Annotated in this window: 22 protein-coding genes; 9 read left to right on the top strand and 13 right to left on the bottom strand. The window is 41.1% G+C overall.

What is annotated here, in order from left to right; all coding sequences use genetic code 11:
- Positions 1–6: 6 nt before the first annotated feature.
- A complete protein-coding gene (locus BCU57_RS05230) occupies positions 7–300 on the bottom strand; it encodes a YebG family protein (protein WP_102437833.1) in 294 nt (97 codons plus the stop codon).
- Between the two features lie 206 nt (positions 301–506).
- Here BCU57_RS05230 and BCU57_RS05225 point away from each other — a divergent pair, with 206 nt between their 5' ends.
- From BCU57_RS05225 to BCU57_RS05215, 3 genes are read left to right on the top strand one after another with little or no spacing between them, the layout of a single operon-like run.
- The gene (locus tag BCU57_RS05225) at positions 507–1136 is read left to right on the top strand and encodes a paraquat-inducible protein A (RefSeq protein ID WP_102437903.1); all 630 of its coding nucleotides are present in this window, start codon (positions 507–509) and stop codon (positions 1134–1136) included.
- Positions 1126–1758, top strand: a complete 633-nt coding sequence (locus BCU57_RS05220; RefSeq protein WP_102437835.1) for a paraquat-inducible protein A — start codon at positions 1126–1128, stop codon at positions 1756–1758. Before BCU57_RS05225 ends, BCU57_RS05220 begins: the two co-directional genes overlap by 11 nt.
- A complete protein-coding gene (locus tag BCU57_RS05215; RefSeq protein ID WP_102437837.1) occupies positions 1745–4384 on the top strand; it encodes an MlaD family protein in 2640 nt (879 codons plus the stop codon). The genes BCU57_RS05220 and BCU57_RS05215 overlap by 14 nt, the downstream gene beginning before the upstream one ends.
- A 79-nt stretch (positions 4385–4463) precedes the next feature.
- Here BCU57_RS05215 and BCU57_RS05210 read toward each other — a convergent pair whose 3' ends face one another.
- The gene (locus BCU57_RS05210; RefSeq protein ID WP_102437839.1) at positions 4464–5690 is read right to left on the bottom strand and encodes a nucleoside recognition domain-containing protein; all 1227 of its coding nucleotides are present in this window, start codon (positions 5688–5690) and stop codon (positions 4464–4466) included.
- Positions 5691–5844: 154 nt separating this feature from the next.
- On the opposite strand from BCU57_RS05210, the gene rsmF reads away from it, so the two are divergent.
- Positions 5845–7275: a 16S rRNA (cytosine(1407)-C(5))-methyltransferase RsmF gene (gene rsmF, locus BCU57_RS05205; protein ID WP_102437841.1), complete on the top strand. Its 1431-nt coding sequence runs from the start codon at positions 5845–5847 to the stop codon at positions 7273–7275.
- Between the two features lie 299 nt (positions 7276–7574).
- Here the strand turns inward: rsmF and BCU57_RS05200 are convergent, their stop codons facing one another.
- From BCU57_RS05200 to apbC, 8 genes are all read right to left on the bottom strand, one after another.
- Entirely contained in the window at positions 7575–8363 is a 789-nt protein-coding gene (locus tag BCU57_RS05200) for a TatD family hydrolase (protein ID WP_102437843.1), read from the bottom strand.
- 199 nt (positions 8364–8562) lie between these two features.
- Positions 8563–8889 carry a PilZ domain-containing protein gene (locus tag BCU57_RS05195; protein ID WP_076536275.1) on the bottom strand — a complete coding sequence of 109 codons (327 nt, stop codon included), beginning with the start codon at positions 8887–8889 and terminating at the stop codon, positions 8563–8565.
- A gap of 9 nt (positions 8890–8898) precedes the next feature.
- Positions 8899–9861, bottom strand: coding sequence for a DNA polymerase III subunit delta' (gene holB, locus BCU57_RS05190; RefSeq protein WP_102437845.1), 963 nt, complete (start codon positions 9859–9861; stop codon positions 8899–8901).
- 41 nt (positions 9862–9902) lie between these two features.
- Positions 9903–10532 (bottom strand): dTMP kinase, encoded by a 630-nt coding sequence (gene tmk / locus BCU57_RS05185; RefSeq protein WP_102437847.1) that lies wholly within the window; start codon positions 10530–10532, stop codon positions 9903–9905.
- Entirely contained in the window at positions 10529–11539 is a 1011-nt protein-coding gene (gene mltG, locus BCU57_RS05180; protein ID WP_102437848.1) for an endolytic transglycosylase MltG, read from the bottom strand. The genes tmk and mltG overlap by 4 nt, the downstream gene beginning before the upstream one ends.
- 1 nt (position 11540) lies before the next feature.
- The gene (pabC, locus tag BCU57_RS05175; protein WP_102437851.1) at positions 11541–12356 is read right to left on the bottom strand and encodes an aminodeoxychorismate lyase; all 816 of its coding nucleotides are present in this window, start codon (positions 12354–12356) and stop codon (positions 11541–11543) included.
- A 164-nt stretch (positions 12357–12520) separates the two neighbouring features.
- Positions 12521–13159: a uridine kinase gene (gene udk, locus BCU57_RS05170; protein WP_102437854.1), complete on the bottom strand. Its 639-nt coding sequence runs from the start codon at positions 13157–13159 to the stop codon at positions 12521–12523.
- An 11-nt stretch (positions 13160–13170) separates the two neighbouring features.
- Positions 13171–14286, bottom strand: a complete 1116-nt coding sequence (gene apbC / locus BCU57_RS05165) for an iron-sulfur cluster carrier protein ApbC (protein ID WP_102437856.1) — start codon at positions 14284–14286, stop codon at positions 13171–13173.
- A gap of 155 nt (positions 14287–14441) precedes the next feature.
- Between apbC and metG the strand changes: the two genes are divergently transcribed.
- Entirely contained in the window at positions 14442–16490 is a 2049-nt protein-coding gene (metG, locus tag BCU57_RS05160; RefSeq protein ID WP_102437858.1) for a methionine--tRNA ligase, read from the top strand.
- Positions 16491–16570: 80 nt separating this feature from the next.
- On the opposite strand, the gene BCU57_RS05155 is transcribed toward metG, so the two are convergent.
- Together BCU57_RS05155 and BCU57_RS05150 are read right to left on the bottom strand one after the other, a co-directional pair.
- A complete protein-coding gene (locus BCU57_RS05155; RefSeq protein WP_102437860.1) occupies positions 16571–18511 on the bottom strand; it encodes a monovalent cation:proton antiporter-2 (CPA2) family protein in 1941 nt (646 codons plus the stop codon).
- 46 nt (positions 18512–18557) lie between these two features.
- The gene (locus BCU57_RS05150) at positions 18558–19325 is read right to left on the bottom strand and encodes a Nif3-like dinuclear metal center hexameric protein (protein WP_102437905.1); all 768 of its coding nucleotides are present in this window, start codon (positions 19323–19325) and stop codon (positions 18558–18560) included.
- 196 nt (positions 19326–19521) lie between these two features.
- On the opposite strand from BCU57_RS05150, the gene BCU57_RS05145 reads away from it, so the two are divergent.
- Positions 19522–19884, top strand: coding sequence for a hypothetical protein (locus BCU57_RS05145; protein WP_102437862.1), 363 nt, complete (start codon positions 19522–19524; stop codon positions 19882–19884).
- Between the two features lie 84 nt (positions 19885–19968).
- On the opposite strand, the gene BCU57_RS05140 is transcribed toward BCU57_RS05145, so the two are convergent.
- On the bottom strand, positions 19969–20451 hold the full coding sequence (locus BCU57_RS05140) for a glycine zipper 2TM domain-containing protein (RefSeq protein ID WP_102437864.1): 483 nt from the start codon (positions 20449–20451) through the stop codon (positions 19969–19971).
- Positions 20452–20504: 53 nt separating this feature from the next.
- On the opposite strand from BCU57_RS05140, the gene aat reads away from it, so the two are divergent.
- The 3 genes from aat to infA all read left to right on the top strand — a co-directional run bounded on the left by aat (position 20505) and on the right by infA (position 22217).
- Positions 20505–21212 carry a leucyl/phenylalanyl-tRNA--protein transferase gene (gene aat / locus BCU57_RS05135; RefSeq protein ID WP_102437907.1) on the top strand — a complete coding sequence of 236 codons (708 nt, stop codon included), beginning with the start codon at positions 20505–20507 and terminating at the stop codon, positions 21210–21212.
- Positions 21172–21915 (top strand): arginyltransferase, encoded by a 744-nt coding sequence (locus BCU57_RS05130; protein ID WP_102437866.1) that lies wholly within the window; start codon positions 21172–21174, stop codon positions 21913–21915. Before aat ends, BCU57_RS05130 begins: the two co-directional genes overlap by 41 nt.
- Before the next feature lie 83 nt (positions 21916–21998).
- On the top strand, positions 21999–22217 hold the full coding sequence (gene infA / locus BCU57_RS05125) for a translation initiation factor IF-1 (RefSeq protein WP_011496276.1): 219 nt from the start codon (positions 21999–22001) through the stop codon (positions 22215–22217).
- Positions 22218–22293 lie beyond the last annotated feature (76 nt).

Below are 22293 nucleotides of genomic sequence, written 5' to 3'. Positions count from 1 at the left end.
TTTTTATTATTCTGCAGCCGCTTTTTTAGTGGCTTTTTTGTTTGCTGTTTTGGGTGTAGCCGCTTTAGGCTTTACGATCCCTTTTAATAAATTTGCAAGTTCATCCTTGTTAGATGCAAGATAAAAAGCAAGTTTTTCGACACTATTTTCCTCTATTTCCAGCTCAGCGCCAGAAATAAAAGGCACTAAGTTATCCGCAATGTCGAGCATTTTGTCGTAGGCGTCAGCTTCTTTCTTAGATGTAAACGTCATCTTCTCAACCCCTTCTCTTACCACGACAAACTTTGTTATTACAGCCATGATTAACCTCTTACTGTTTTTATATACAGTGCATAGAGTGTCATAGAACTAACTTCTGATGCAAGTATTCTGATTATTCTGGTATTATTAGGTTTTATTGTAACTTGATAAATAATATTTCCACTGTGTTTTTAATCAAAACAAAGCGTTTTTTATTATTTTATTGCTCATTAATATTTCACTACATGGACGGTTTTCCTTTATCTATGCCGAAAAGTCTTGACCCGAACACCATTATATTATGCCGCTCCTGTGACTTAGCCGTTCAAAAGCGCGCCTTACCGTCTAATGTTCGCGCGTTATGCCCTCGCTGCCATACGGCACTTTATGACGTTCCTTACTGCTCAATCAATGGCATGCTTGCCTTGTGTATCGCGGCATTATTATTTTATATTCCGGCTAACTTTTTACCCATCATAGAAATCAACTTTTTAGGCAGTGTGCGAACAACAACAGTTTTTGAAACGGCTGTGACGGTGTGGCTGCAAGGTTATTGGATAGTTGGCATCGCTGTGATGGCGGCAGCGGTCATTGCCCCGGGATTATTAATTTTATCGATTTTATTACAAGTCACCATAGTTAAACTTAAATTGCACTCCTGTTTTTGGCAAAAGACATATCGCGCACTGCTTAAAAACCATGCGACCTTATCGCAACTTACTATGCTTGAAATTTACGTCATTTCATTTTTAGTAGCTGCGTTTAACTTGTCTGACTTCTCAGATATTTATTTAGGCATGGGCACCTTCTGTTTTTGTATGCTGTTTTTAGTTATCTTATTTTTACAACGGGAATATAATTTAGAACATATGTGGGGAATGGCTTATGAGCGCTAACACTCCTGCGCGGCAAGGAATACAAATCGGTTTTTGTTTATGCACTGTTTGTCGAAAAATCAATAACATCAGTCGTGACCGTTGTAGTCGCTGTGATTCTAAAATCCAAACACGTAATCATGCCAGTTTACAGCAAAGTTGGGCGTTATTGATTACCGCAGCCATTTTGCTGATCCCAGCTAATATCTACCCAATCACTGTGCTCACCAATCAGGGCAAAGTCACCTATGACACCATATTTACTGGTATTGTGCATTTGGTTCACTCTGACATGATCCCTATTGCCATTATTGTCTTTACTGCCAGTATATTGGTGCCTTGGCTAAAAATTATAGGCTTAGCGATTTACTTAATCGCTATTAGCTTTAATCTGCCAGTTTCTAAAAAGAAACTCATGATAGGCTTTCATATTATTGAATGGATTGGCAGATGGTCGATGCTGGATTTATTTGTTATTGCGTTAACTGTCGCCGTCGTTAATATGGGGCAATTACTTGATGCTAAACCCGCACCTGCAGCAACCGCATTTGCGTTAGTCATTTTACTGACTCAGTTAGCAGCAAAGGTATTAGATACTCGTTTACTTTGGGATCGCTTGGAAAAAAACAATGACACAAATTGAATCACCAAAAGTTGTTAAAAAGAAATTATTCTCGCCGATTTGGTTATTACCGATTGTTGCCTTGGCCCTTGGCGCTTGGCTTGGTGTAAAAAGCATCAAAGAATCAGGTATCGAGATTATTGTGCACTTCCCTAATGCCGTTGGTATCGATATCGGTAAAACCTTAGTCAAATACCAAGGTTTGACCGTTGGTAAGGTGACAGATATCAGTATCGACAATGAATTGTCTGGCGTTAATGTCAAAATTATTATGGATTATCGCTCTGAACCATTTCTCAATAAAAATTCCAAGTTCTGGTTGGTCACGCCTAAAGCCAGTATCACTGGTATTGAAGGTTTAGATACCTTGTTTTCAGGCAATTATATTGCCGTTCAACCCGGTGATGGCAGCTCAGCATCTGAATTTGTCGCCTTAAAAGATGCGCCAACTATGCTTCCTGATACTAATGGGGTGCTTATTACGCTGACCACCTCAAAATTAGGCTCACTGGATATCGGCTCAATGGTGTTTTACCGTCAAATACCTGTAGGGAAAGTTGTAAACTATCGCTTAATTGACAGCGGTACCATTAATATCAGCACGTTTATCGAGCAACAGTACGCCCATTTAGTGACACAAGAGTCCCAGTTCTGGAACGTGTCAGGTCTAAAAATTGATGCGTCTATGTCGGGCATTAAAGTCAATACCGAAAGCTTGGCATCGCTGCTCGCTGGCGGAATTAGTTTTAATTCAGTCGCTAATTCTGCCGCGGCGCAAAATGGTGACAACTTTGTGCTTTACCCTGATGAACAAAGTGCTGTCAAAGGCATCGAATTCACTCTGCTAGCCGATAATGCTGATGAGATTAATCAAGGCTCAACGTTAGTTTATCGCGGCATTGATGTGGGTAAGATTCATCAAACCCAACTAACTGAAAACGGCGTGAAGTTTTTAGCTAAGTTTGATAGTCAATACCAACACTTATTAAACGCAGATACCCAATTTTGGATTGCAGGTGCTGATATTTCTTTAGAGGGCGTTAAGCACGCTGCAAGGTTGATCACTGGTAGTGTAGTCAATGTACTACCTGGAGTGAGCGACAACGCGCTGCCACAAGAGTATCAATTACAATCTCAAGCACCGGACCTTATGCAAGCTAGCCAGTTGACCATCAAATTAACGTCTGATGAACACAGTGGTTTAAACGCTGGGGCTGAGGTGCGTTACAAACAAATGCCTATTGGTGAGATTAGCCAAGTAAAATTATCTGATGACTTTAGCCGTGTTGAATACTCAGTGGACATTCAGCCTGAATATTCATCATTACTCACTGTGGACAGTTATTTTGTGTCTGAATCGGCGCTTGCCATAGATGCCTCCTTAGATGGCGTAAAGGTCAAAACCCGAGATATTAATACCCTGCTTGCTGGCGCTGTATCTTTGGTGCCAGGTAAAGCTAAGGCTGTAGTTAAACCTCAAGCAAAATTTTCGTTATATCAATCTGCTGATCAAGCCTTAACGGCCTTGAATAAATCATCAATGAGTACCTTGGCGCTAGACAGTATTGATGGCGCAGGTTTAGCTCATGGCTCACCGGTTTATTACAAAAAAATGCGTATTGGCTCTGTCTCAGAAGTAAATTGGAACAGTCAAACTGATAAGTTTTCAATCACGGTGGCCATTCAAAAAAGGTTTACTAACTTGGTTCGAAGTAACAGCGTATTTTGGCGAAATGATGCCGCCAGTATCAATGCAAGTTTATCTGGCATTGATGTTGATATCGCTCCATTAGAAGGCGCCTTAAAAGGCAGTATTAGCCTAGGTTTGTTGCCAGAAAACCAACAAGGCAATCAAACTCGTTTATATGATTCTAAAGAGCTGGCCCTAAAACAGGCCAAAGCCATAACACTATCACTACCAGCTGATGCCAAAGTAGCTGCAAAAGCAGCGATTCGTTATCAAGGCCATCAAGTGGGTGTGATCCAACAGGTTAAACTCAATCAAGACTTAGCCAACTTAACCGTGAGTGCTTATCTTTATGGTGAATACGCACAACATTTCACCAAAGAAGACAGTGAATTTTTTGTCGTCGATGCACAAATTTCATTAGTGGGTATTAAAGCGCCAGAAACCTTGATAACCGGCCCTTACATTGGCGTGTTACCTGGCACGTCAGAACGACAAGCAACACAGTTTGATGGTCTCCTAGCTGCGCGTTACGATGCGGATATCGATGAAGATGCATTAAAAGTGACCCTAGTTGATAGTCAGCTTGGTTCGATAAAAATTGGCACCCCAATTTTCTTCAGAGGTATTGCTATTGGGCAAGTGGATGGTTACTCATTATCTTACAATGGCAACCAAGTATTAATGTATTCACACATTGAAAAACAATATGCCCACTTAGTGAATCAAACAAGTCAGTTTTGGGATGCATCAGGTATAAAACTTGAAGTGGGTATTTTCTCTGGCGCTCAAATTGAAACAGGCTCTCTTGAAACGCTGCTTTCAGGTGGCATTTCAGTCGTGACCGAGGAAGTAACGGATAAAACGAATCAATTAGCTCTCGATGAAAGATTTACCCTGCATAACAAAATGAAAGCCGAATGGCGTAAATGGAAACCTGAACAAGTGAAGCCTTTATAACCTTTCTGCGCGTAGATAACATCCTATAAAAAAATCGGCATTTGCCGATTTTTTATTGCTCGTTTAATAGCTGTTGTGCTTAGCCATAAAACCAATAACAAACGGCGATGGCAGCCATTATTCCGCCGACGTCTGCCGCTAAGCCACAGCCCAATGCATGGCGGCTATTTCGAATACCGACAGAGCCAAAGTACACCGCAAGTACATAAAAGGTGGTTTCTGTGCTTCCTTGAAAAATCGCCGATAAACGACCCGCAAAAGAGTCTACCCCATGATGCTCCATCGTTTCTAACATCATCGCCCTTGCCCCTGAACCACTAAATGGTTTCATTAACGCCGTAGGCATGGCATCGACAAAACGGCTGTCAAACCCCAACAAGCTCACTAGGCCTGCTATGCCTTGAAGGGCAAAGTCAAGGGCGCCCGATGAGCGCAATAATCCAATGGCGAGTAACATTGCCAACAAATATGGAATTAACATTATTGCTTGGGAAAAACCGCTTTTGGCCCCTTCGACAAACTCATCATAAATGGCGACTTTGCGGTAACCAGCAATCAGGATAAAACTCATAATTAAGGCTAATAATATGCCATTACCTAATACAGTCGATAATGTTCCAATGGCTTCAGCAGATAGGGTTAATAAATAAAACACACCCGCAATTAATATACTAAACAAAGTTGCGCCATAAGCCAGCACCACACTATTGATTAAAGAAATACGCTGAACAATTGCCACGACAGATAAACCCACTAAGGTTGATGCCACTGTGGTTAATAGAATAGGTAAAAACACATCTGCTGGATTGACTGCACCTTGCTGAGCTCGATACAAAAATACCGTCACTGGCACTAAAGTGACTGAGGAAGTATTGAGCACTAAAAACAAGATCTGCGCATTGGTCGCCACGTCTTTATTTGGGTTTAGGCTTTGTAAGTCTTGCATCGCTTTAAGACCAAGCGGCGTAGCTGCATTGTCTAGGCCTAACATGTTTGCGGTGAGATTCATGGTGATACTGCCGTAAGCTTTATGCCCCCTTGGCACCTCTGGCATTAACTTTGATAATAACGGCTCAAATAGTTTAGCAAATACCGTAACCACACCGGCTTTCTCACCCACTTGCATCAGCCCCATCCATAGCGCTAATACACCAATTAAGCCAATGGATATTTCAGCAGCTAACTTAGCGCTACTAAAAATAGCTTTAACCGACTCCCCTAATACCTCAACATGGCCATTAAACAATTGCACGATTATGGCGATTGCTGCCGTTAAGAAAAAAAACAACCAAACTCTATTTAGCACTGAATACTCCGTTATTTTTCACAGCTGTAGTTTTCAACATCATCTGTTAGCGAATGTGTTGGTTGCGCTTTCTTTAACAGGGTGAGCGACACCGTGAAAATGCATGATATAATCTATCGCATTATTACACAGTTGTTTTATCGATATTTTTACTATGGCTCAAATAAATCCGCAATACTTAACCCATATTGCTACAGAACTCCCCGCACATCTTAATATGGACGACTTTATTGCTGCCTGTAATCGTCCTTTACGTAAATCAATCAGAGTAAATACTTTAAAGATTTCCGTGGCGCAATTTACCCAAATAATGACTGATAATGGCTGGCAGTTTGAAGCTATCCCTTGGTGCGCTGAAGGGTTTTGGGTTTCAGTCAGCGATGATGTGCAAATTGGTAATATGATTGAGCATATTCAAGGCTTATTTTATATCCAAGAAGCCAGTTCGATGTTGCCACCTGTTGCGCTGCTACAAAATGATAACCACAGTAAACTGATCCTCGATGTCGCCTCAGCGCCTGGCTCAAAAACGACTCAGTTAGCCGCCTTAATGGATAATCAAGGCTTATTAATTGCTAATGAGTACTCTGCCAGTCGCGTTAAAATTTTGCACGCCAACGTGCTTAGAATGGGCGTAAAGCAATGTGCCCTCACCCATTTTGATGGCAAAGTCTTTGGGGAGTATTTATTTGAAAAGTTTGATGCTGTGTTGCTCGATGCACCATGCGGTGGCGAAGGTACGGTTAGAAAAGACGTTAATGCGCTTAAAAACTGGCAATTAGATGATGTTGTTGATATTGCCGAGACTCAAAAACAGCTGATCCAATCCGCCTTTTTAGCCTTAAAGCCCGGTGGCACATTGGTTTATTCCACTTGCACCTTAAGTCAGCTTGAAAATCAGCAAATTTGTCAATTTTTAAAACAAACCTATGCCGATGCGGTTGAATTTATTCCTCTAACTGATTTATTCCCTGGCGCAGAACAAGCCTGTACCCAAGAAGGTTTTTTACACGTTTGGCCACAAATTTATGATAGCGAAGGTTTCTTCGTCGCTAAAATTGCTAAAACCGCATCTGTTGAACGAATTAAAAAGCAGCCTAAGCCTCAGCGTAACTTCCCGTTTTCTGTTGCGAATGCCAAACAAGTATCCGCCATTGAACAATACTTTAGCACCACCTTTAATCTCACTTTACCTGCAGATCATACGGTGATGATCCGTGATGATGAGTATTGGTTATTTCCAGCTGAATTTAACGATTTCACCGGTTTAATGCGTTATCAACGCATTGGGGTCAAATTGGCCGATGTGATGAAAAAAGGCTTTAAGGTGAAACATGAAGCCATTATCTGCCTTAGGCGCTATATCAGCTCAGACGATAAAATTATCGAACTTGATGCTCAACAAGCGAAAGACTTTTTAATGGGCCGTGATATCGCCACTGATAGCTTTAGCGATTTAGACTTAACCCCAAAGGGCGAAATGATTGTCACTCATCACCACAGTCCATTAGGGGTGGTAAAGCATTTAGGCCATAGATTGAAAAATAATTTACCAAGAGAATTGGTAAAAGATAAAATAGAGTAGATACACTTTATTGCCGATAATTCAGCGACTTTTATCGTTTAACAATTATCAGTAGGCGCTAGTTGTTAAGCTATTGCGGCATAAAACACTGACCGGTTGCGCGATTTTTAGGCAAAGTATGATTAACGGGTCTATACTGAGAAGTAAGATTTTTAGTGAAATTGGTTTTCGACAGTAGCGCAAGGCTCTTTTCTAAAAGAGCCGTTCCCCTAGACCCAGAACAATTGGATAGTTTTGGGTCTCTTTTTGCCTAAAATTCAGCCTAAACTTAATATCAAAATTTACCACAAAAGCGTAAGTTAACGCTTGGCTAATATTGCAGCCTCTTTGAACAAGTTAAAAAAGTTCTCCGTGGTATATTCGGCTAAATCGATATATTTCTCACCCCGTAACTCGGCAACAAACTCAGCAACATCTCGCACAAAAGCTGGTTGGTTTTCTTGCCCTCTGTGCGGTACTGGCGCTAAATACGGTGAGTCAGTTTCAACCAGTAGCCTGTCTTTAGGTACTTTACGGATCACGCTACGAAGTTCACCGGCATTTTTAAAAGTGACAATACCTGACACCGAGATATAAAAACCTAAATCAATCGCTGCTTTGGCCATTTCCCAGTTTTCTGTAAAACAATGCAATACCCCACCCACTTTGTCTGCGTAGCCAGCTTTTAACATGTTAATAGTATCTTCGCGGGCATCACGAGTGTGAACAATCAGCGGCTTATTCACCTCTACGGCTAAGGCTATTTGTTGTTCAAAGCATTGTTGCTGCAATACTTTCGTTTCAGGGGCATAAAAATAATCAAGGCCGGTTTCACCAATTGCCACGACTTTTTTATCAGTGGCAAATTGCTTAATTTCACTGACATTGAGACCGTCTTTAACGTCAAGTGGATGCACCCCTGATGATAAGAATATATTATCAAAGTCGGCCATTTTATCGCGCATGGCTTCAAAACCTTGCTGGCGAACATTAACACAAAGAAGATATTCAACCCCGCGAGATTTTGCAGCATCTACAATAGCGTGCAAACTAGCTTGATCTGGCGCGGATTTTAAGCGGTCTAGATGACAGTGAGAGTCGATTAACATGATGATTCTTTAAAGGCTTAAACAAGCCAGCAAGAATACCTAGGGGAGGATTATCTTTCAAGCTGATTTTCATATCAGCAGTTACCACAGTTTAATCAAAGGTTAGATTTGGTTTTGACATTTTTTGTTTAACTTAATTGTATTAGCCAAATAAAACCTATGATAGAGGAAGAACCTTTACAGTACCCTTGTTTAACTATTACATGGTACAAGTCATGTCACTTGAAGATAACTGAGTAGAAAGCAGCTTTTCAATATGATGTTTATGACTTTCAGGATCGGTTTTTATTTTTACGCCAATACCCGCAGGTCGGCCGCCTGATGCACCAAGTGGATTAATCCACACCACCACACCTTGAAAATCAGCCATTTGTGAAGTACCTGGCAACTTATAAGCTATGGATAACTCCTGACCTAGAAAGTGGCTTTCTGTGGTCGAAATAAACAAACCCGCAGGTTTAATGAATGGCATATATGCTCTGTACAACTGGTGCAGAGTATCAAAATTTACAACAAGATCGGTCATAGTGTAATTCTATTGTCTGTAATGAATAAGTTGTCTAAATTCAAGAATGTAGTCTTGACATAATGCAGGCGCGTTTATACTCGCCATCGTCGCTAATTTTTGGCACATTTGCGCGACTTTCGATGAGAAACCAATGATGTTACTCGCAGCTAATGCGTCGAGCTCTTTACTTTTTAACACATATTGCCTTAAGTACAAATATAAAACATTAAGTGCATCAATAATTTGTTGCTCTGATAACTTAATTAAACTGCCAGTCAAATGTCCTGATTTAATACTGTTTGCCCAATCGACTCGATATTGCAGTAGTTGTTGGTAATGTTGATTACCTAGGCTTTCAGCTAATTTCAACGGCCCACCAATCATACTTAAACACCAAGTCACATCATGGGCTTTCTCGCCATAAGGAGGTTGTGGTAATAATTGATGGGAAGACAGCCAAGCTAATACTTGGCGTCTATCAGGGGCATTAAAGGCCACATTCTGGCAGCGACTTTTAATGGTTGCTAACAATCTTGAAGGCACGTCTGTTTGTAAAATAATTAAAATATTATTACCCGGCTCTTCTAAGGTTTTTAATAACGCATTGGCTGACGCTAAATTAAATTGCTCGCAGTTTTGAATAATGGCGACACGTTGACCGCCTTGCTGGGCTGTGACCGTTAATTTTTGACATAAGTCGCGAATTTGATCGACCTTGATTTGATTGCCATCAGCTTTAATCACATGACAATCAGGGTGTGTTCCCGCTTTAAATAACAGACAGCTTTTACATTGACCGCATGCCCCAACAGGGGTTAAGTTTTGGCACATGGCGGCATGGGCCATTTCATGAGCAAATAAATACCCTCCTAGACCGGTATCTATGGTTAACAGTTGTGCGTGAGCACTATGCCCGTTTGCTAACTCATTTAAGAATCGCTGAAACGGTTCATCTAACCAGGGCAACTGATTTAATCCAAAAGCTTGCATCAATGACTCACTTTACGCTGTTTTAATCAAGGTCATTACCATTACACAAGATTCGCTGCTAATGCGACTCGGATCTGTTCATGGACTTGATCAATGGGTTTACTAGCATCAATAACTAAAATTGAGCTATCTTCAGCAGCAAACGCTAAAAAGGTTTCTCGAGCACGAATAAAGAAATCCAATTCTTGTTGCTCGATGCGATCTAACTCACCACGTTTGGCTGCGCGGGCTAAGCCTAATTGCGGTTCAATATCTAAATAAAGGGTTAAATCGGGCTTGAAGCCCTGTAAACAAGCATCACTAATGGATTTTACTAATGGCATTAATCCTCTACCGCCGCCTTGGTAAGCTAACGACGAGAGGTTATGTCTATCGCCTAATACCCAAGTTCCGTTGGCTAAAGCGGGCTTAATGACATTTGAAATTAACTGAGTACGGGCTGCGTAAAACAGTAAACATTCAGCCTCATCACACAGTGGATCACTATCATCAGCAATTTTGACTAAATCTCTAATTTTTTCTGCTAATGGCGTACCGCCTGGCTCACGGGTGCATATTGGCGCTTGATGACAATGGTCAGTAATAATTTGCTTTACTAATTCAACTGCGCTGGACTTACCCGCGCCTTCTAATCCTTCAATTGTAATGAATTTAGCGTTGTTTTTACTCATTTTCTATTTCTCTGATATTCGTTAACTGCACGGTTATGTTGTGCAAGTGTCTTTGAAAAAACATGGCTGCCATCATTTCTTGAGACAAAGTATAAATAATCGACTTCAGCAGGTTTTGCTGCTGCAAACAAAGCAGCTTTACTTGGCGCTGCAATCGGTGTTGGCGGTAAACCATTTATACGATAAGTATTAAATGCCGTGTGTTCTCGTAAATCACTGCGAGTGATATTACCTTGGTAGCGATCGCCCATGCCATAAATAACGGTCGGATCTGTTTGAAGACGCATGCCTAATTTTAAGCGATTATTAAATACTGCAGCGACCCAATCGCGCTCTTCTGGCTTGCCTGTTTCTTTTTCGATGATTGAAGCAATGATCAATAACTCATAGGGTGTTTTTAGTTTAAGATCTTTATCGCGCTGTTGCCACGCAGCCTCTAAAGTGGTTTGCATTAATGTATAACTGCGTTGCAGCACCGACTCTAAACTATCGCCTGCATGATATTGATAGGTCTCAGGGAAAAACTTACCTTCTGGTAAATTTGAATCGTCACCATTTTTCAATAACACTCGATTGAACACTTGCTCATCAAAAGTTAGATGCGGTGATGTGGCCAACACTTGTTGCCATTCCTTAATGGTCTTGCCTTCGATTAACGTTACTGAAAAGCTGATTTGGTCACCCGAATTAATCTTATTCAGTAAAGAGGCCAAGCTGTCACCCGGCTCAATTTGATATAAGCCTGTTTTGATATGGGCATATTCAGGTTTAAGCTTAACCAGATATTTTAATTTCCAGCTATCTGTTAGCCATTGTTTATGCTCTAAATCTTTAGCAAGCTTGGTGACATTCATGCCCTGTGAAATAGTTAACTCAACAGGCGCATCGACGGTGAGAGTCTGATTGGGATAAGCAATTATCTGTTGATATCCCCAGTAACCGACAATGCAAGCCACTGTGGTTAGGGTCATCAAAAATGCGAGTAAAACGGTCAGTATTTTTTTCATATTAGAGTGATAATTGTAACTGTTTAATTAAGTTATGGCTCATAGGCCAGCTGGAATATTGGTTATCATCAAGATGATTAATATTAACAACGCCCAACAGGCTGTTGCTGATAAAAACATGATCTGCTTGCTTAAGCCTGGATAAGCTGATTGGTTCAGCGTAAACGTTAATGTTGTTTTCTAATAACGCGATAATAACTTGTTGTCGCATCACCCCTGATACACCGCTGTGGCTGATTGCTGGGGTATAAACATTTTGGCCTTCTACAATAAAGACATTGGCCATTGATGATTCAACCACATTGCCATCGGTGTCAAGTACCAGCCAGTCATCGCAACCTTGTGGTAATAGGTTTTGCTTTATCAGCACTTGCTCAAGCCGATTAAGGTGTTTCATCCCAGCAAGTATTGGTTGGCGCGCTAAGCTAATCGCCGCTAAAGATAAACTGATCCCCTGCAGTTGCCATTGCTGATAGTGAGCGGGAATATCATGTAAGGAAATGACGCTTGTTTGCTCCACAATGTCTGGGGCACTGTAACCTCGACCACCTACACCGCGGCTAATGAGTATTTTGATACAGCCTTGGTTTAAAACCTGGCCGTGCTGCTCAAGCTGATTTATTAACTCAAGTTGATTTTGTAATGCAAAGCCCAAACGCAAACATGCTTGCTGCAATCGCTCAATATGTTCATCAATGAATAACACCTTACCCTGTAACACACGCATGGTGGCAAATGCACCATCACCGTAGGCTAAACCTCTATCCAGTGGGTTAATTTGCTGTTGTGGTAATCCATTAACAAATACTGATGCCATTCTCGTTCCTGAGTGTTATCTGACTGCCAGCTTGATATTAGCATGTCGATTCAAGCGGTTTTACACAAAAGAATGGCCCCATTTGTAGGAGCCTTTCTGTGTCATCATTTTATCTTAATACAATTTTAATCCGCAAAACACGGCTATATTAAGCGTGCTAATATCTAGCGTGCCAATAAATGCTGTATTCTTGCTTTAAGAATATCGGTTGCAATACGGTTTTTACCACCACGAGGCACGATAATGTCAGCATGTTGCTTAGATGGCTCAATAAATTGTAAAAACATCGGCCTAACGGTCGCTTTATACTGAGAAATCACAGATTCCATGGTACGCCCGCGCTCAGCAACATCACGTGATAGACGACGTAAAAAACAGATATCTAACGGCGTATCCATAAATACACTGGCATCCATTAATTCACGCAGTTTAGGATCCGTTAATAATAAGATACCTTCTAAAATAATCACCTTTTTAGGTTGCATATCTAAGGTCTTGCCAATACGAGTATGTTCCTTATAGCTGTAGCAAGGAATATCAACCGACTCGCCTCGTTTTAGCTGTTTTAGATGCTCAGCCAACAACTGATGATCTAATGCTTTAGGGTGGTCATAATTGGTTTTAACACGATCTTCCATTGATAAATGGCTCTGGTCGCGATAATAGGCATCTTCATTGATTACGCCAATTTGGTCGGTACCTAAATCACGCTTTAACTCTTCAAAAATAGTTTGAGCAATTAAACTTTTACCTGATGCTGACGCACCCGCGATACCGATAATGACACATTGCGGAGAATTCATTATTTAAAACCTTACTCGTCGTCTGAAATACTAATTGATACTGTCTTTTTACTTTGTTGTTTGGCTAGTTGAGCCCCAACTTTACGAGCGATCTCACGATAAACCCCTGCCACTTCAGAATCAGGCTGACTCACAACTGCAGGGTTACCTTCATCCATTGATTCACGAATGTTGATATTAAGCGGCAAAGCACCTAATAACGGTACTTCATAACGCTCGGCAATTTTACTGCCACCATGAGTACCAAATGGGTGTTCTTTATGGCCACATTCTGGACATAAATGAAAACTCATGTTCTCAATAATCCCTAACACTGGGATATCCACTTTTTGGAACATGGTAATGCCTTTTTTCGCATCTTCAAGGGCAATATCTTGCGGTGTAGTCACCACAACCGTGCCACTCACAGGAAATTTTTGCGAAAGGGTTAATTGGATATCACCGGTTCCAGGTGGTAAATCGATAACCAAATAATCAAGTTCTGGCCACTGGGTTTCAGTTAATAACTGATTTAAAGCACCGGCCGCCATTGGGCCACGCCATACTGCAGCTTCGCCATCACCTAACATAAAGCCGATTGATTGGGCAGTAATGCCATGAGCACTGGCTGCGGTCATCATTTTCCCGTCAGGTGAAGTCGGTTTAAAACCTTGTAAACCCAGCATCATAGGAATTGAAGGACCGTAAATGTCAGCATCTAAGATGCCCACTTCAGCACCTTCTGCTTTTAAAGCTAATGCAAGGTTAACTGCCGTGGTTGATTTACCCACGCCGCCTTTACCTGAAGCCACAGCAATGACTTGCTTAATATTTGGCAATGGCGCTACAGAGCTAACCGCAGAAAATACTCTTGGCTGAAAATCAATTTCGCACTCTACTTCATCAATAGCATCAAGTACGGCTAATTTTTTAGTCACATCCATGACAGTATCACGATATTGCGTCATACATGGGTATGGATAAACTAACCCAAGTGATAAACGTTTGCCTTCAATTGAAAGCTTAGTGACACAACCTGCAGATACAAGCCCTTCGGCTAAATATGGATCTTGATATGCATCTAAAATACTCAACACGGGACCTAATAGGTCAGCACTTAATTGATAATCTGTATGCGAAGTAGACAAAAGCAGAACTCCCAGCGATAAATTTGTTCAAGTGTACCAGAATTCAAGAAAAATGAGCGCAAATTTAGCCCATTTTGTTGTTGTTTGATGAAATAATCACTTTGATCGGTTAGTATCATCAACATATATTTGGTGTAATCGATTGTTGAGACAAAATGACAAATTCACAACGTAAAATTCTGGTGACAAGTGCCCTCCCATATGCAAATGGTCCTATCCATTTAGGTCATATGCTTGAGTATATTCAAACTGATATTTGGTCTCGTTACCAAAAACTTCGTGGACATGAATGTCACTATATTTGTGCAGATGATGCCCATGGCACCCCAATCATGCTGAAAGCCCAACAACTGGGTATTACACCAGAAGAAATGATTGCTCAAGTTCAAAAAGAACATGAACAAGATTTCGCTGATTTCAATATCAACTTTGATAACTTCCATAGCACGCACTGTAAAGAAAACTGTGAGCTTGCCAGCGATATTTATCTGAAGTTGCGTGATGGTGGTTACATTAAAACCAAAACCATTTCTCAATTATTCGATCCTGAAAAAGAAATGTTTTTACCAGACCGCTTTGTCAAAGGCACTTGCCCGAAATGTAAGAGTGAAGATCAATATGGTGATAACTGCGATAACTGTGGTGCGACTTATAGCACCACAGATTTAATCAATCCTTACTCGGTCGTGTCAGGTGCTACGCCAGTAATGAAGGACAGTGAACATTTCTTCTTTGACTTACCTGCATTTGAAACCATGTTAAGTGAATGGCTTGCATCAGGTTCACTACAACCTGAAATCGCCAACAAGCTAAGAGAATGGTTCGAACAAGGTCTGCAGCAATGGGATATTTCCCGTGATGCGCCTTATTTTGGTTTTGAAATACCAGAGCAACCAGGTAAATTTTTCTACGTATGGTTAGACGCACCTATCGGTTACATGGGCTCGTTTAAAAACTTATGTGATAAACGTGGTGACCTTGATTTTGACGAATTTTGGAAAAAAGACTCTACAACAGAGCTTTATCACTTCATTGGTAAAGATATTGTCAACTTCCACGGTTTATTTTGGCCTGCAGTGCTAGATGGCGCGGGTATTCGTAAACCTACTGCTGTTTATGCACATGGTTATGTTACGGTAAATGGTGCCAAAATGTCTAAGTCAAAAGGCACGTTTATTAAAGCGCGTACTTATTTAGATAATTTAGATCCTGAGTATCTTCGCTATTACTACGCGGCGAAATTAAACAGCCGTGTTGATGACTTAGATTTAAATCTAGAAGACTTCGCACAGCGAGTGAACTCTGATCTAGTTGGTAAATTAGTGAACTTAGCCTCACGTACCGCTGGTTTTATCAGTAAACGTTTTGACGGCAAGTTAGCTAAAATCAACGATATGACTTTGACTGAGGCCTTTTTAGCTAAACAGGATATCATTGCTGATTTATATGAGACTCGTGAGTTTGGTAAAGCGATGCGCGAAATTATGGCTTTAGCTGACATGGCAAATGCCTATGTTGCTGATGCCGCGCCTTGGCAGTTAATCAAGCAAGAAGACAAGCAAGATGAAGCCCATCAAGTGTGTAGCAATGCACTTAACTTGTTCCGCATCTTAGTCACTTACCTTAAACCGGTACTACCTAAGCTAGCTGACAATGTTGAAGCTTTCTTACAGACGCCATTAACATGGGATAATTTAGCTGTAGATCTAGCTGGCCATGAAATTGCTAAGTTTAAAGCATTAATGCAGCGCATTGAAATGAAAAGCATTGAAGCTATCATTGAGGCATCAACTGAAAACTTACAAGTAACTGCAAGTAAAGTGACTGATGCTGCGCCGGAAGCTACTCAAACTGAGCTTGAGAAAGAGCCCCTAAGCCCTGAAATTACTTTTGATGATTTTGCCAAAGTTGATTTGCGTATCGCGCTTATTTCAAAAGCTGAGCATATTGAAAAAGCCAATAAACTACTCCGTTTAGAGTTAGATTTAGGCGGCGAAACCAAGCAGGTTTTTGCAGGCATTAAATCTGCTTACGCACCAGAAGATTTGATTGGCAAACACACTGTGATGGTTGCCAACCTTGCACCACGTACAATGAAGTTCGGTGAATCTGAAGGCATGGTATTAGCCGCCGGCCCTGGTGGAAAAGATATCTGGATTTTAGAACCTCATGCAGGCGCGAAACCTGGCATGCGAGTCATGTAATTAGCAACAAAGCTTGAATAGTAAGGCCATCGAAAGATGGCCTTTTTTATGGCACTAGCACTCAGATTTTAGGCTGAGATTTATACTGGACTTTGAGATGGTTTTTGACTTGGATTTTGACAATCATCAGAGCTATCACAAGGCGCCTCTTTGGCAAAGTTACGGCTATTATAAGCCTCTGTATCTGCTTCAATGGCTTGCTTCATTCGCTCTTCGTAAAGCATAAACAGACTGATGAAATCATTGCCATAGCGTTCACCTTCAGGTCGCTTCAACCATTCTTTATATAAGGCATCTGCCGCTTCTTTTTCAACTCTTTGATATGTTAGCTTTTGCTGACTGACTAACTCATCAGAAAATCCCATTGCCCGCATCGACGCCGCACCAACTTTCAGGGCGGAGTGGAAGGTTTCTGACTCGACAAAATCTGCGCCAGCTTCTCGCAATAAGTGCCCATGACCACGGTCAAAAGCACGGCTGATGACTTTAAGCTGTGGGTATTTATGTTTAAGGTACTTAACCAACTCAATACTACTTTGCTGATCATCAATGGCAATTACAAAGGCGGCAGCGTTGGCAACACCTGCTGTTTCTAATAAATCAGGCCTGGTGGCATCACCATAAAAGGCTTTGGTTTTGATTTTTCTCAATGTATCCACTTGGGATGCCTGACGGTCTAGTACAACCGTTTTCACCCCGTTAGATAACAGTAATCGATTGACTATTTGACCAAAACGACCGATACCGGCAATGATCACCACACCTTGCTCATCAACCGTATCTTGTTCCCGCTCGTTTGAGTTCTTTTCATATTTGGGCACAATAAACTTTTCATAGAAGATGAATAAGCCTGGAGTCAAAAACATCGACAAGGCAACCACAATAGATAATGGCTGGGCGATATGAATGGGTAATACATCATTTTGTTGGCTAAAGCTCAATAACACAAAACCGAATTCACCCGCTTGAGCGAGACTTAGGGTAAACAGCCACCTATCACTACCTGTAATTCGGAATATAAAAGACAATATAAATAACACCAATGCCTTTAAAAACATCACCCCAAAAGTAATGGCTAAAATGGCTCCTAGATATTGCCATAAGATGTCAAAATCAATCCCCGCCCCCACGGTAATGAAAAATAGCCCCAGTAATAAACCTTTAAACGGCGCAATATTCGCCTCAAGTTCATGCTTAAACTCACTATTAGCCAGTACCACACCTGCTAAAAATGTGCCTAAAGCAGGTGAAACCTCAACCAAACTCATTAATGCCGCAATGCCAATAACTAACAATAATGCCGCAGCAGTTGAAATCTCTCTGACACCAGAATCTGCAACAAATTTAAAAATGGGTCGAGTTAAATAATGGCCGCCAAAAATAACAAAAGCGATTGAGAGCACTAAAACGATGGCATACACACCACTGGAGAGTTCAGCCACCAAGGATAACTCTTCATGATGGGCTGCTGCCTCAGACACCGCTGTTTGTGTCACTGCGACTAATTCAGGTAACGCTAGCAATGGGATTAACGCCAACATGGGGATCACGGCAATATCTTGAAACAGAAGCACTGAGAATGCATTTCGACCGGCAGGCGTTTTAATTAAGCCTTTTTCATTAAAGGTCTGCAATACAATTGCTGTTGAAGACAATGAAAAAATCAAACCTATGGTTAATGCGATTGACCATTGAATATCAAATAACATCGCAATGGCCATCACACCGCCCACTGACAAGCCAACTTGTAAGCCGCCCATGCCAATAAGACGATGCCGCATGGACCACAGCATTTTAGGCTCTAACTCTAAGCCCACCAGAAATAACATCATCACTACACCAAATTCAGCAAAATGCTGAATGGTGCTGGTTTCACTGCCAACAAGGCCGATGATGGGACCAATGACCAGTCCGGCAATTAAATAGCCAAGCACTGAGCCAAGCCCTAAACGCTGAGCCAATGGTACGGCGATAACTGCAGCTGATAAATATATAAACGCTTGTAAAAAATACTCAGTCATCCATTTATTCCTTATCTGTAGTTATTTTGCGCTCAGGTGACAAACATTACACAGGGTTCACAATATCAATATAGTGATGGGTTAAACCAAATTCATTGGCTAAATGTTCACCTAAAGCTTTTATACCAAATTGCTCTGTAGCATGATGACCGGCGGCAAAGTAATGGATCCCTTGCTCCATAGCGCAATGAAAGGTCCTTTCTGACACTTCACCACTGATAAAGGCGTCAACGTTCAAGCCTGCAGCATGATCAATATAATCCTGCGCCCCGCCAGTACACCAAGCAATAGATGAAATAACCTCAGTCTCGTCACCAATGTGTAATGGCACTCGATTAAGCTTCTCTGTTAATAATGCATTAACTTGTGCAACAGTTAATGGCTGAGGAAATTTCCCCTGCCATAGTAAATTTTGCGGTATATCGGTACACACCTCAACATCGACAATACCTAATTCTTTAGCTAATTCAGCATTATTACCCAGTGTTTGATGTGCATCTAAAGGTAAATGATAGCCGAATAAATTCATATCGTGGGTCATTAGTGATTTTATTCTTTGGTATTTCATACCAGTAAGCACTTCGGGTTCATTTTTCCAAAAAAAACCATGGTGCACTAAAATCGCGTCTGCATTTAATGCTGCAGCTTGATCGATTAATGCTTGGCAAGCGGTAACGCCAGTCACAATCGTGCTGATGTGTTCAGTGCCCTGCACTTGCAGCCCATTGGGAGCGTAATCTTTAAACTGATTCACATTCAGAAAATCATTGAGATATTTAGACAATTGTTGGCGAGATACAGACGTTAATGACATAAAACTAACCCTAAATTTATTGATAGTAATAGTGTAACGCAGACCAATACTTATTGAAAAACCCTTGTTAAGATTGGCTAATAGCTGAGCGATTTTTGCATAAATTGGACTTTTAAGTACATTAAACATTAAAATTAGCCCACGGGATGTTGAACACATTAAATAAACTATTCAATAAATAAAAATAGGTCTCAAAATGTCAAACTTGACAAAAGAAGCGCTTATCGCTGAATTAACCGCGGCTCTTGAAAATCAAACTGGTAAATCTGTTGAAATTGAACAGAAAGGCAGTTGGTACAAAATTGATGGCGGCAAGTCGATACGCTTTAGCGAACTTGAGAAAATGCACCTTGAAGCCACACAAGGTCAAACCGCTGTTGCGCCTGTAGCAGATAAGCCGGTTAAAGCAGTTGTCGCAAAAAAAGCAGTTGCTAAAAAGCCTGCTGTTAAAGTTGCAAGTACACCAGCAACGTCAACTTCTGGTGGTAAAACGCCAAAAGAATTATGGCGTGAAAAACTAGCTGCGGCAGGTAAAAGTACCTTACCTCGCGGTTTCTAGTTTCAGGTGCGTTTACACAATAAAAAAGGAGCTTAGGCTCCTTTTTTATTGTGTCCTTTTTTATTGTGTAAATTACATCCAGACTTACATGGCTAAATCAACTCTGACATAGCCTTTTAGATAAACCACCCTCACTTCGTCACCTGCGTTAAATGCCATGCCAGGATCTTGATCTTGAATCACCATCACTTGGCTACCATCATCAAGGTTTATCATCATTTCAATGAGTTTATATTCTAATGTTCTGGTCGTGTTTCCATACTGATTTGCAGCAGCGCCGCCCACTAACGCACCAAGCACAGTTGCAACATCTTGGCCTGAGCCACCACCAAATTGATGGCCAATAACGCCGCCCACCAAGGCGCCGCCAAATGTTTTCCAGCCAACATTTCGATCTTCCACCAACTGGGTTTGAGTGACATGTTTAATTGATTCAACTTGGCCGTAGACAACCTTTTCTACTGGGACAGCTTGATTTCGGTCGTAGGCCGCACTTGCTGGCACTGAGATTAAGATAAACAAAATCGCACTAAAAAGTGCTCGAGAACAGTTTGTGAGTTTCAACATAGGCAAAATTCCGCTAACGTATGCATAAGGTCTACTCATTAATATACTCAATTGTGAACTCACTGTCCTATTTAAATAAACTGCCTTTGTTTCCTGATCCACAACAAGCATTGTCAGATCCCAATGGTTTACTAGCTGTTGGTGGTGATTTAAGCCCGCAACGCCTTGTGGAAGCCTACTATCAAGGCATATTCCCTTGGTTTAATGAACACGACCCCATCCTTTGGTGGTCACCAGATCCTAGAGCCATTTTTATCCCCAAGCGACATGCAGTAAATAAAAGTATGTTAAAGCTGCTCAAAAAAAGTCCATGGCGCTTTAGTATTAATAAAGCCTTCACTGAGGTTATCCATGCTTGCTCACAACCTAGGCTCACACAGCAAGGCACTTGGATTTCATCTGACATCCAGCAGGCCTATATACAGCTGCATAAACTGGGAAAAGCACATTCAATTGAAGTGTGGGATAATGATGAGCTAGTTGGCGGCTTATACGGCATTGCAGTGGGAAGCGTGTTTTGTGGCGAGTCAATGTTTCATCGTCAATCTAATGCCTCAAAAGCGGCCTTTGCTATGCTCAACCAGCATTTATTCGACAAGGGTTTTAAACTCATTGATGCACAAATTATGAACCCTCACCTAGCCAATTTAGGCGCCGTAGACGTTCCCAGAAAAGCATTTTTAGCTCAACTAAAACAATTACGAAATCAAGTTATTAACGATGATACTTGGTTACAACAAGAGGTCTATTTTGAGTTCTAGAAGCATTAGCGTTGGCCTAACCCAGCCGTTTGATTGTAATTATATTGACGGTTTACAAGAGCAATTACTTGTTATTCAAGAGTCTGAACTTGACGCAAACTTATTCGAACAATTGTTAGGAATGGGTTTTAGACGTAATGGCAGTTCAATTTACAAACCCAGATGTCCTAGCTGTCAGGCTTGTCAGTCCATTCGAGTGGATGTTGGCCAGTTTAAGGTATCCAAAAGACAAAAAAGAACCTTAAAGAATAATCAAGATTTAACCTGGAAAGTTACGCACGAGCGTACGGCGGCACATTATCAATTATATGAACAATATATTATTGGTCGCCATTTTGATGGTCCTATGTATCCTCCCTCTGAGAGCCAGTTTAACGACTTTCTTGCTTGCCAGTGGCTACCTGATACCTTCATTGAAGTTTATGACCAACAAAAGCTCATTGGCGTTGCTGTAACCGATATGATGACGCATTCAATGTCGGCAATTTACAGTTATTTTGACCCCGAATATGCAAAACGTTCGTTAGGGTCATATATGATTTTATTGCAATGCCAGCTCGCGCAGCAAAAACATAAGCAATTTCTTTATTTAGGCTACCAAATTGATGAAAATCGTAAAATGAATTACAAGCGTTTATATCGTCCTTATCAAATCTTAACAGCTCAAGGATGGCAACATATTGAAAAAGAACCTATGCTTTAGTGTTTCAAGCCTTTACAGCTCGCGCTTTTTACGGCATGATACGGCGAATTTTTTATATTTGAAGGCATAAAGGTAACCAATTAATGGCGAAAGAAGACAACATTGAAATGCAGGGCACTATCCTTGAGACCTTGCCAAATACAATGTTCCGCGTAGAACTTGAAAATGGTCATGTAGTGATAGCACACATTTCTGGCAAGATGCGCAAAAACTACATCCGTATTTTAACGGGTGATAAAGTCACTGTTCAGTTGACTCCTTACGATTTAAGTAAAGGTCGTATCGTCTTCCGCGCACGTTAATCCTGCCTCATATATTAAAAACCCGGCTTTAATGTCGGGTTTTTTATTTGCTAGCTATCCTGGCAAATACTAAGAA

Source organism: Shewanella sp. 10N.286.48.B5 (assembly GCF_002874355.2).
Taxonomy (GTDB): Bacteria; Pseudomonadota; Gammaproteobacteria; order Enterobacterales; family Shewanellaceae; genus Shewanella.
The sequence above is the reverse complement of the archived record's forward strand: the minus strand, read 5'-3'. Positions and strand labels throughout refer to the sequence as shown.

Coding starts and splice junctions, on each gene's coding strand:
- BCU57_RS05230 (WP_102437833.1), bottom strand. CDS start 300: ATGGCTGTAATAACAAAGTTTGTCGTGGTAAGAGAAGGGGTTGAGAAG.
- BCU57_RS05225 (WP_102437903.1), top strand. CDS start 507: ATGCCGAAAAGTCTTGACCCGAACACCATTATATTATGCCGCTCCTGT.
- BCU57_RS05220 (WP_102437835.1), top strand. CDS start 1,126: ATGAGCGCTAACACTCCTGCGCGGCAAGGAATACAAATCGGTTTTTGT.
- BCU57_RS05215 (WP_102437837.1), top strand. CDS start 1,745: ATGACACAAATTGAATCACCAAAAGTTGTTAAAAAGAAATTATTCTCG.
- rsmF (WP_102437841.1), top strand. CDS start 5,845: ATGGCTCAAATAAATCCGCAATACTTAACCCATATTGCTACAGAACTC.
- BCU57_RS05200 (WP_102437843.1), bottom strand. CDS start 8,363: ATGTTAATCGACTCTCACTGTCATCTAGACCGCTTAAAATCCGCGCCA.
- BCU57_RS05195 (WP_076536275.1), bottom strand. CDS start 8,889: ATGACCGATCTTGTTGTAAATTTTGATACTCTGCACCAGTTGTACAGA.
- holB (WP_102437845.1), bottom strand. CDS start 9,861: ATGCAAGCTTTTGGATTAAATCAGTTGCCCTGGTTAGATGAACCGTTT.
- tmk (WP_102437847.1), bottom strand. CDS start 10,532: ATGAGTAAAAACAACGCTAAATTCATTACAATTGAAGGATTAGAAGGC.
- mltG (WP_102437848.1), bottom strand. CDS start 11,539: ATGAAAAAAATACTGACCGTTTTACTCGCATTTTTGATGACCCTAACC.
- pabC (WP_102437851.1), bottom strand. CDS start 12,356: ATGGCATCAGTATTTGTTAATGGATTACCACAACAGCAAATTAACCCA.
- udk (WP_102437854.1), bottom strand. CDS start 13,159: ATGAATTCTCCGCAATGTGTCATTATCGGTATCGCGGGTGCGTCAGCA.
- metG (WP_102437858.1), top strand. CDS start 14,442: ATGACAAATTCACAACGTAAAATTCTGGTGACAAGTGCCCTCCCATAT.
- BCU57_RS05155 (WP_102437860.1), bottom strand. CDS start 18,511: ATGACTGAGTATTTTTTACAAGCGTTTATATATTTATCAGCTGCAGTT.
- BCU57_RS05150 (WP_102437905.1), bottom strand. CDS start 19,325: ATGTCATTAACGTCTGTATCTCGCCAACAATTGTCTAAATATCTCAAT.
- BCU57_RS05145 (WP_102437862.1), top strand. CDS start 19,522: ATGTCAAACTTGACAAAAGAAGCGCTTATCGCTGAATTAACCGCGGCT.
- BCU57_RS05140 (WP_102437864.1), bottom strand. CDS start 20,451: ATGTTGAAACTCACAAACTGTTCTCGAGCACTTTTTAGTGCGATTTTG.
- BCU57_RS05130 (WP_102437866.1), top strand. CDS start 21,172: ATGATACTTGGTTACAACAAGAGGTCTATTTTGAGTTCTAGAAGCATT.
- infA (WP_011496276.1), top strand. CDS start 21,999: ATGGCGAAAGAAGACAACATTGAAATGCAGGGCACTATCCTTGAGACC.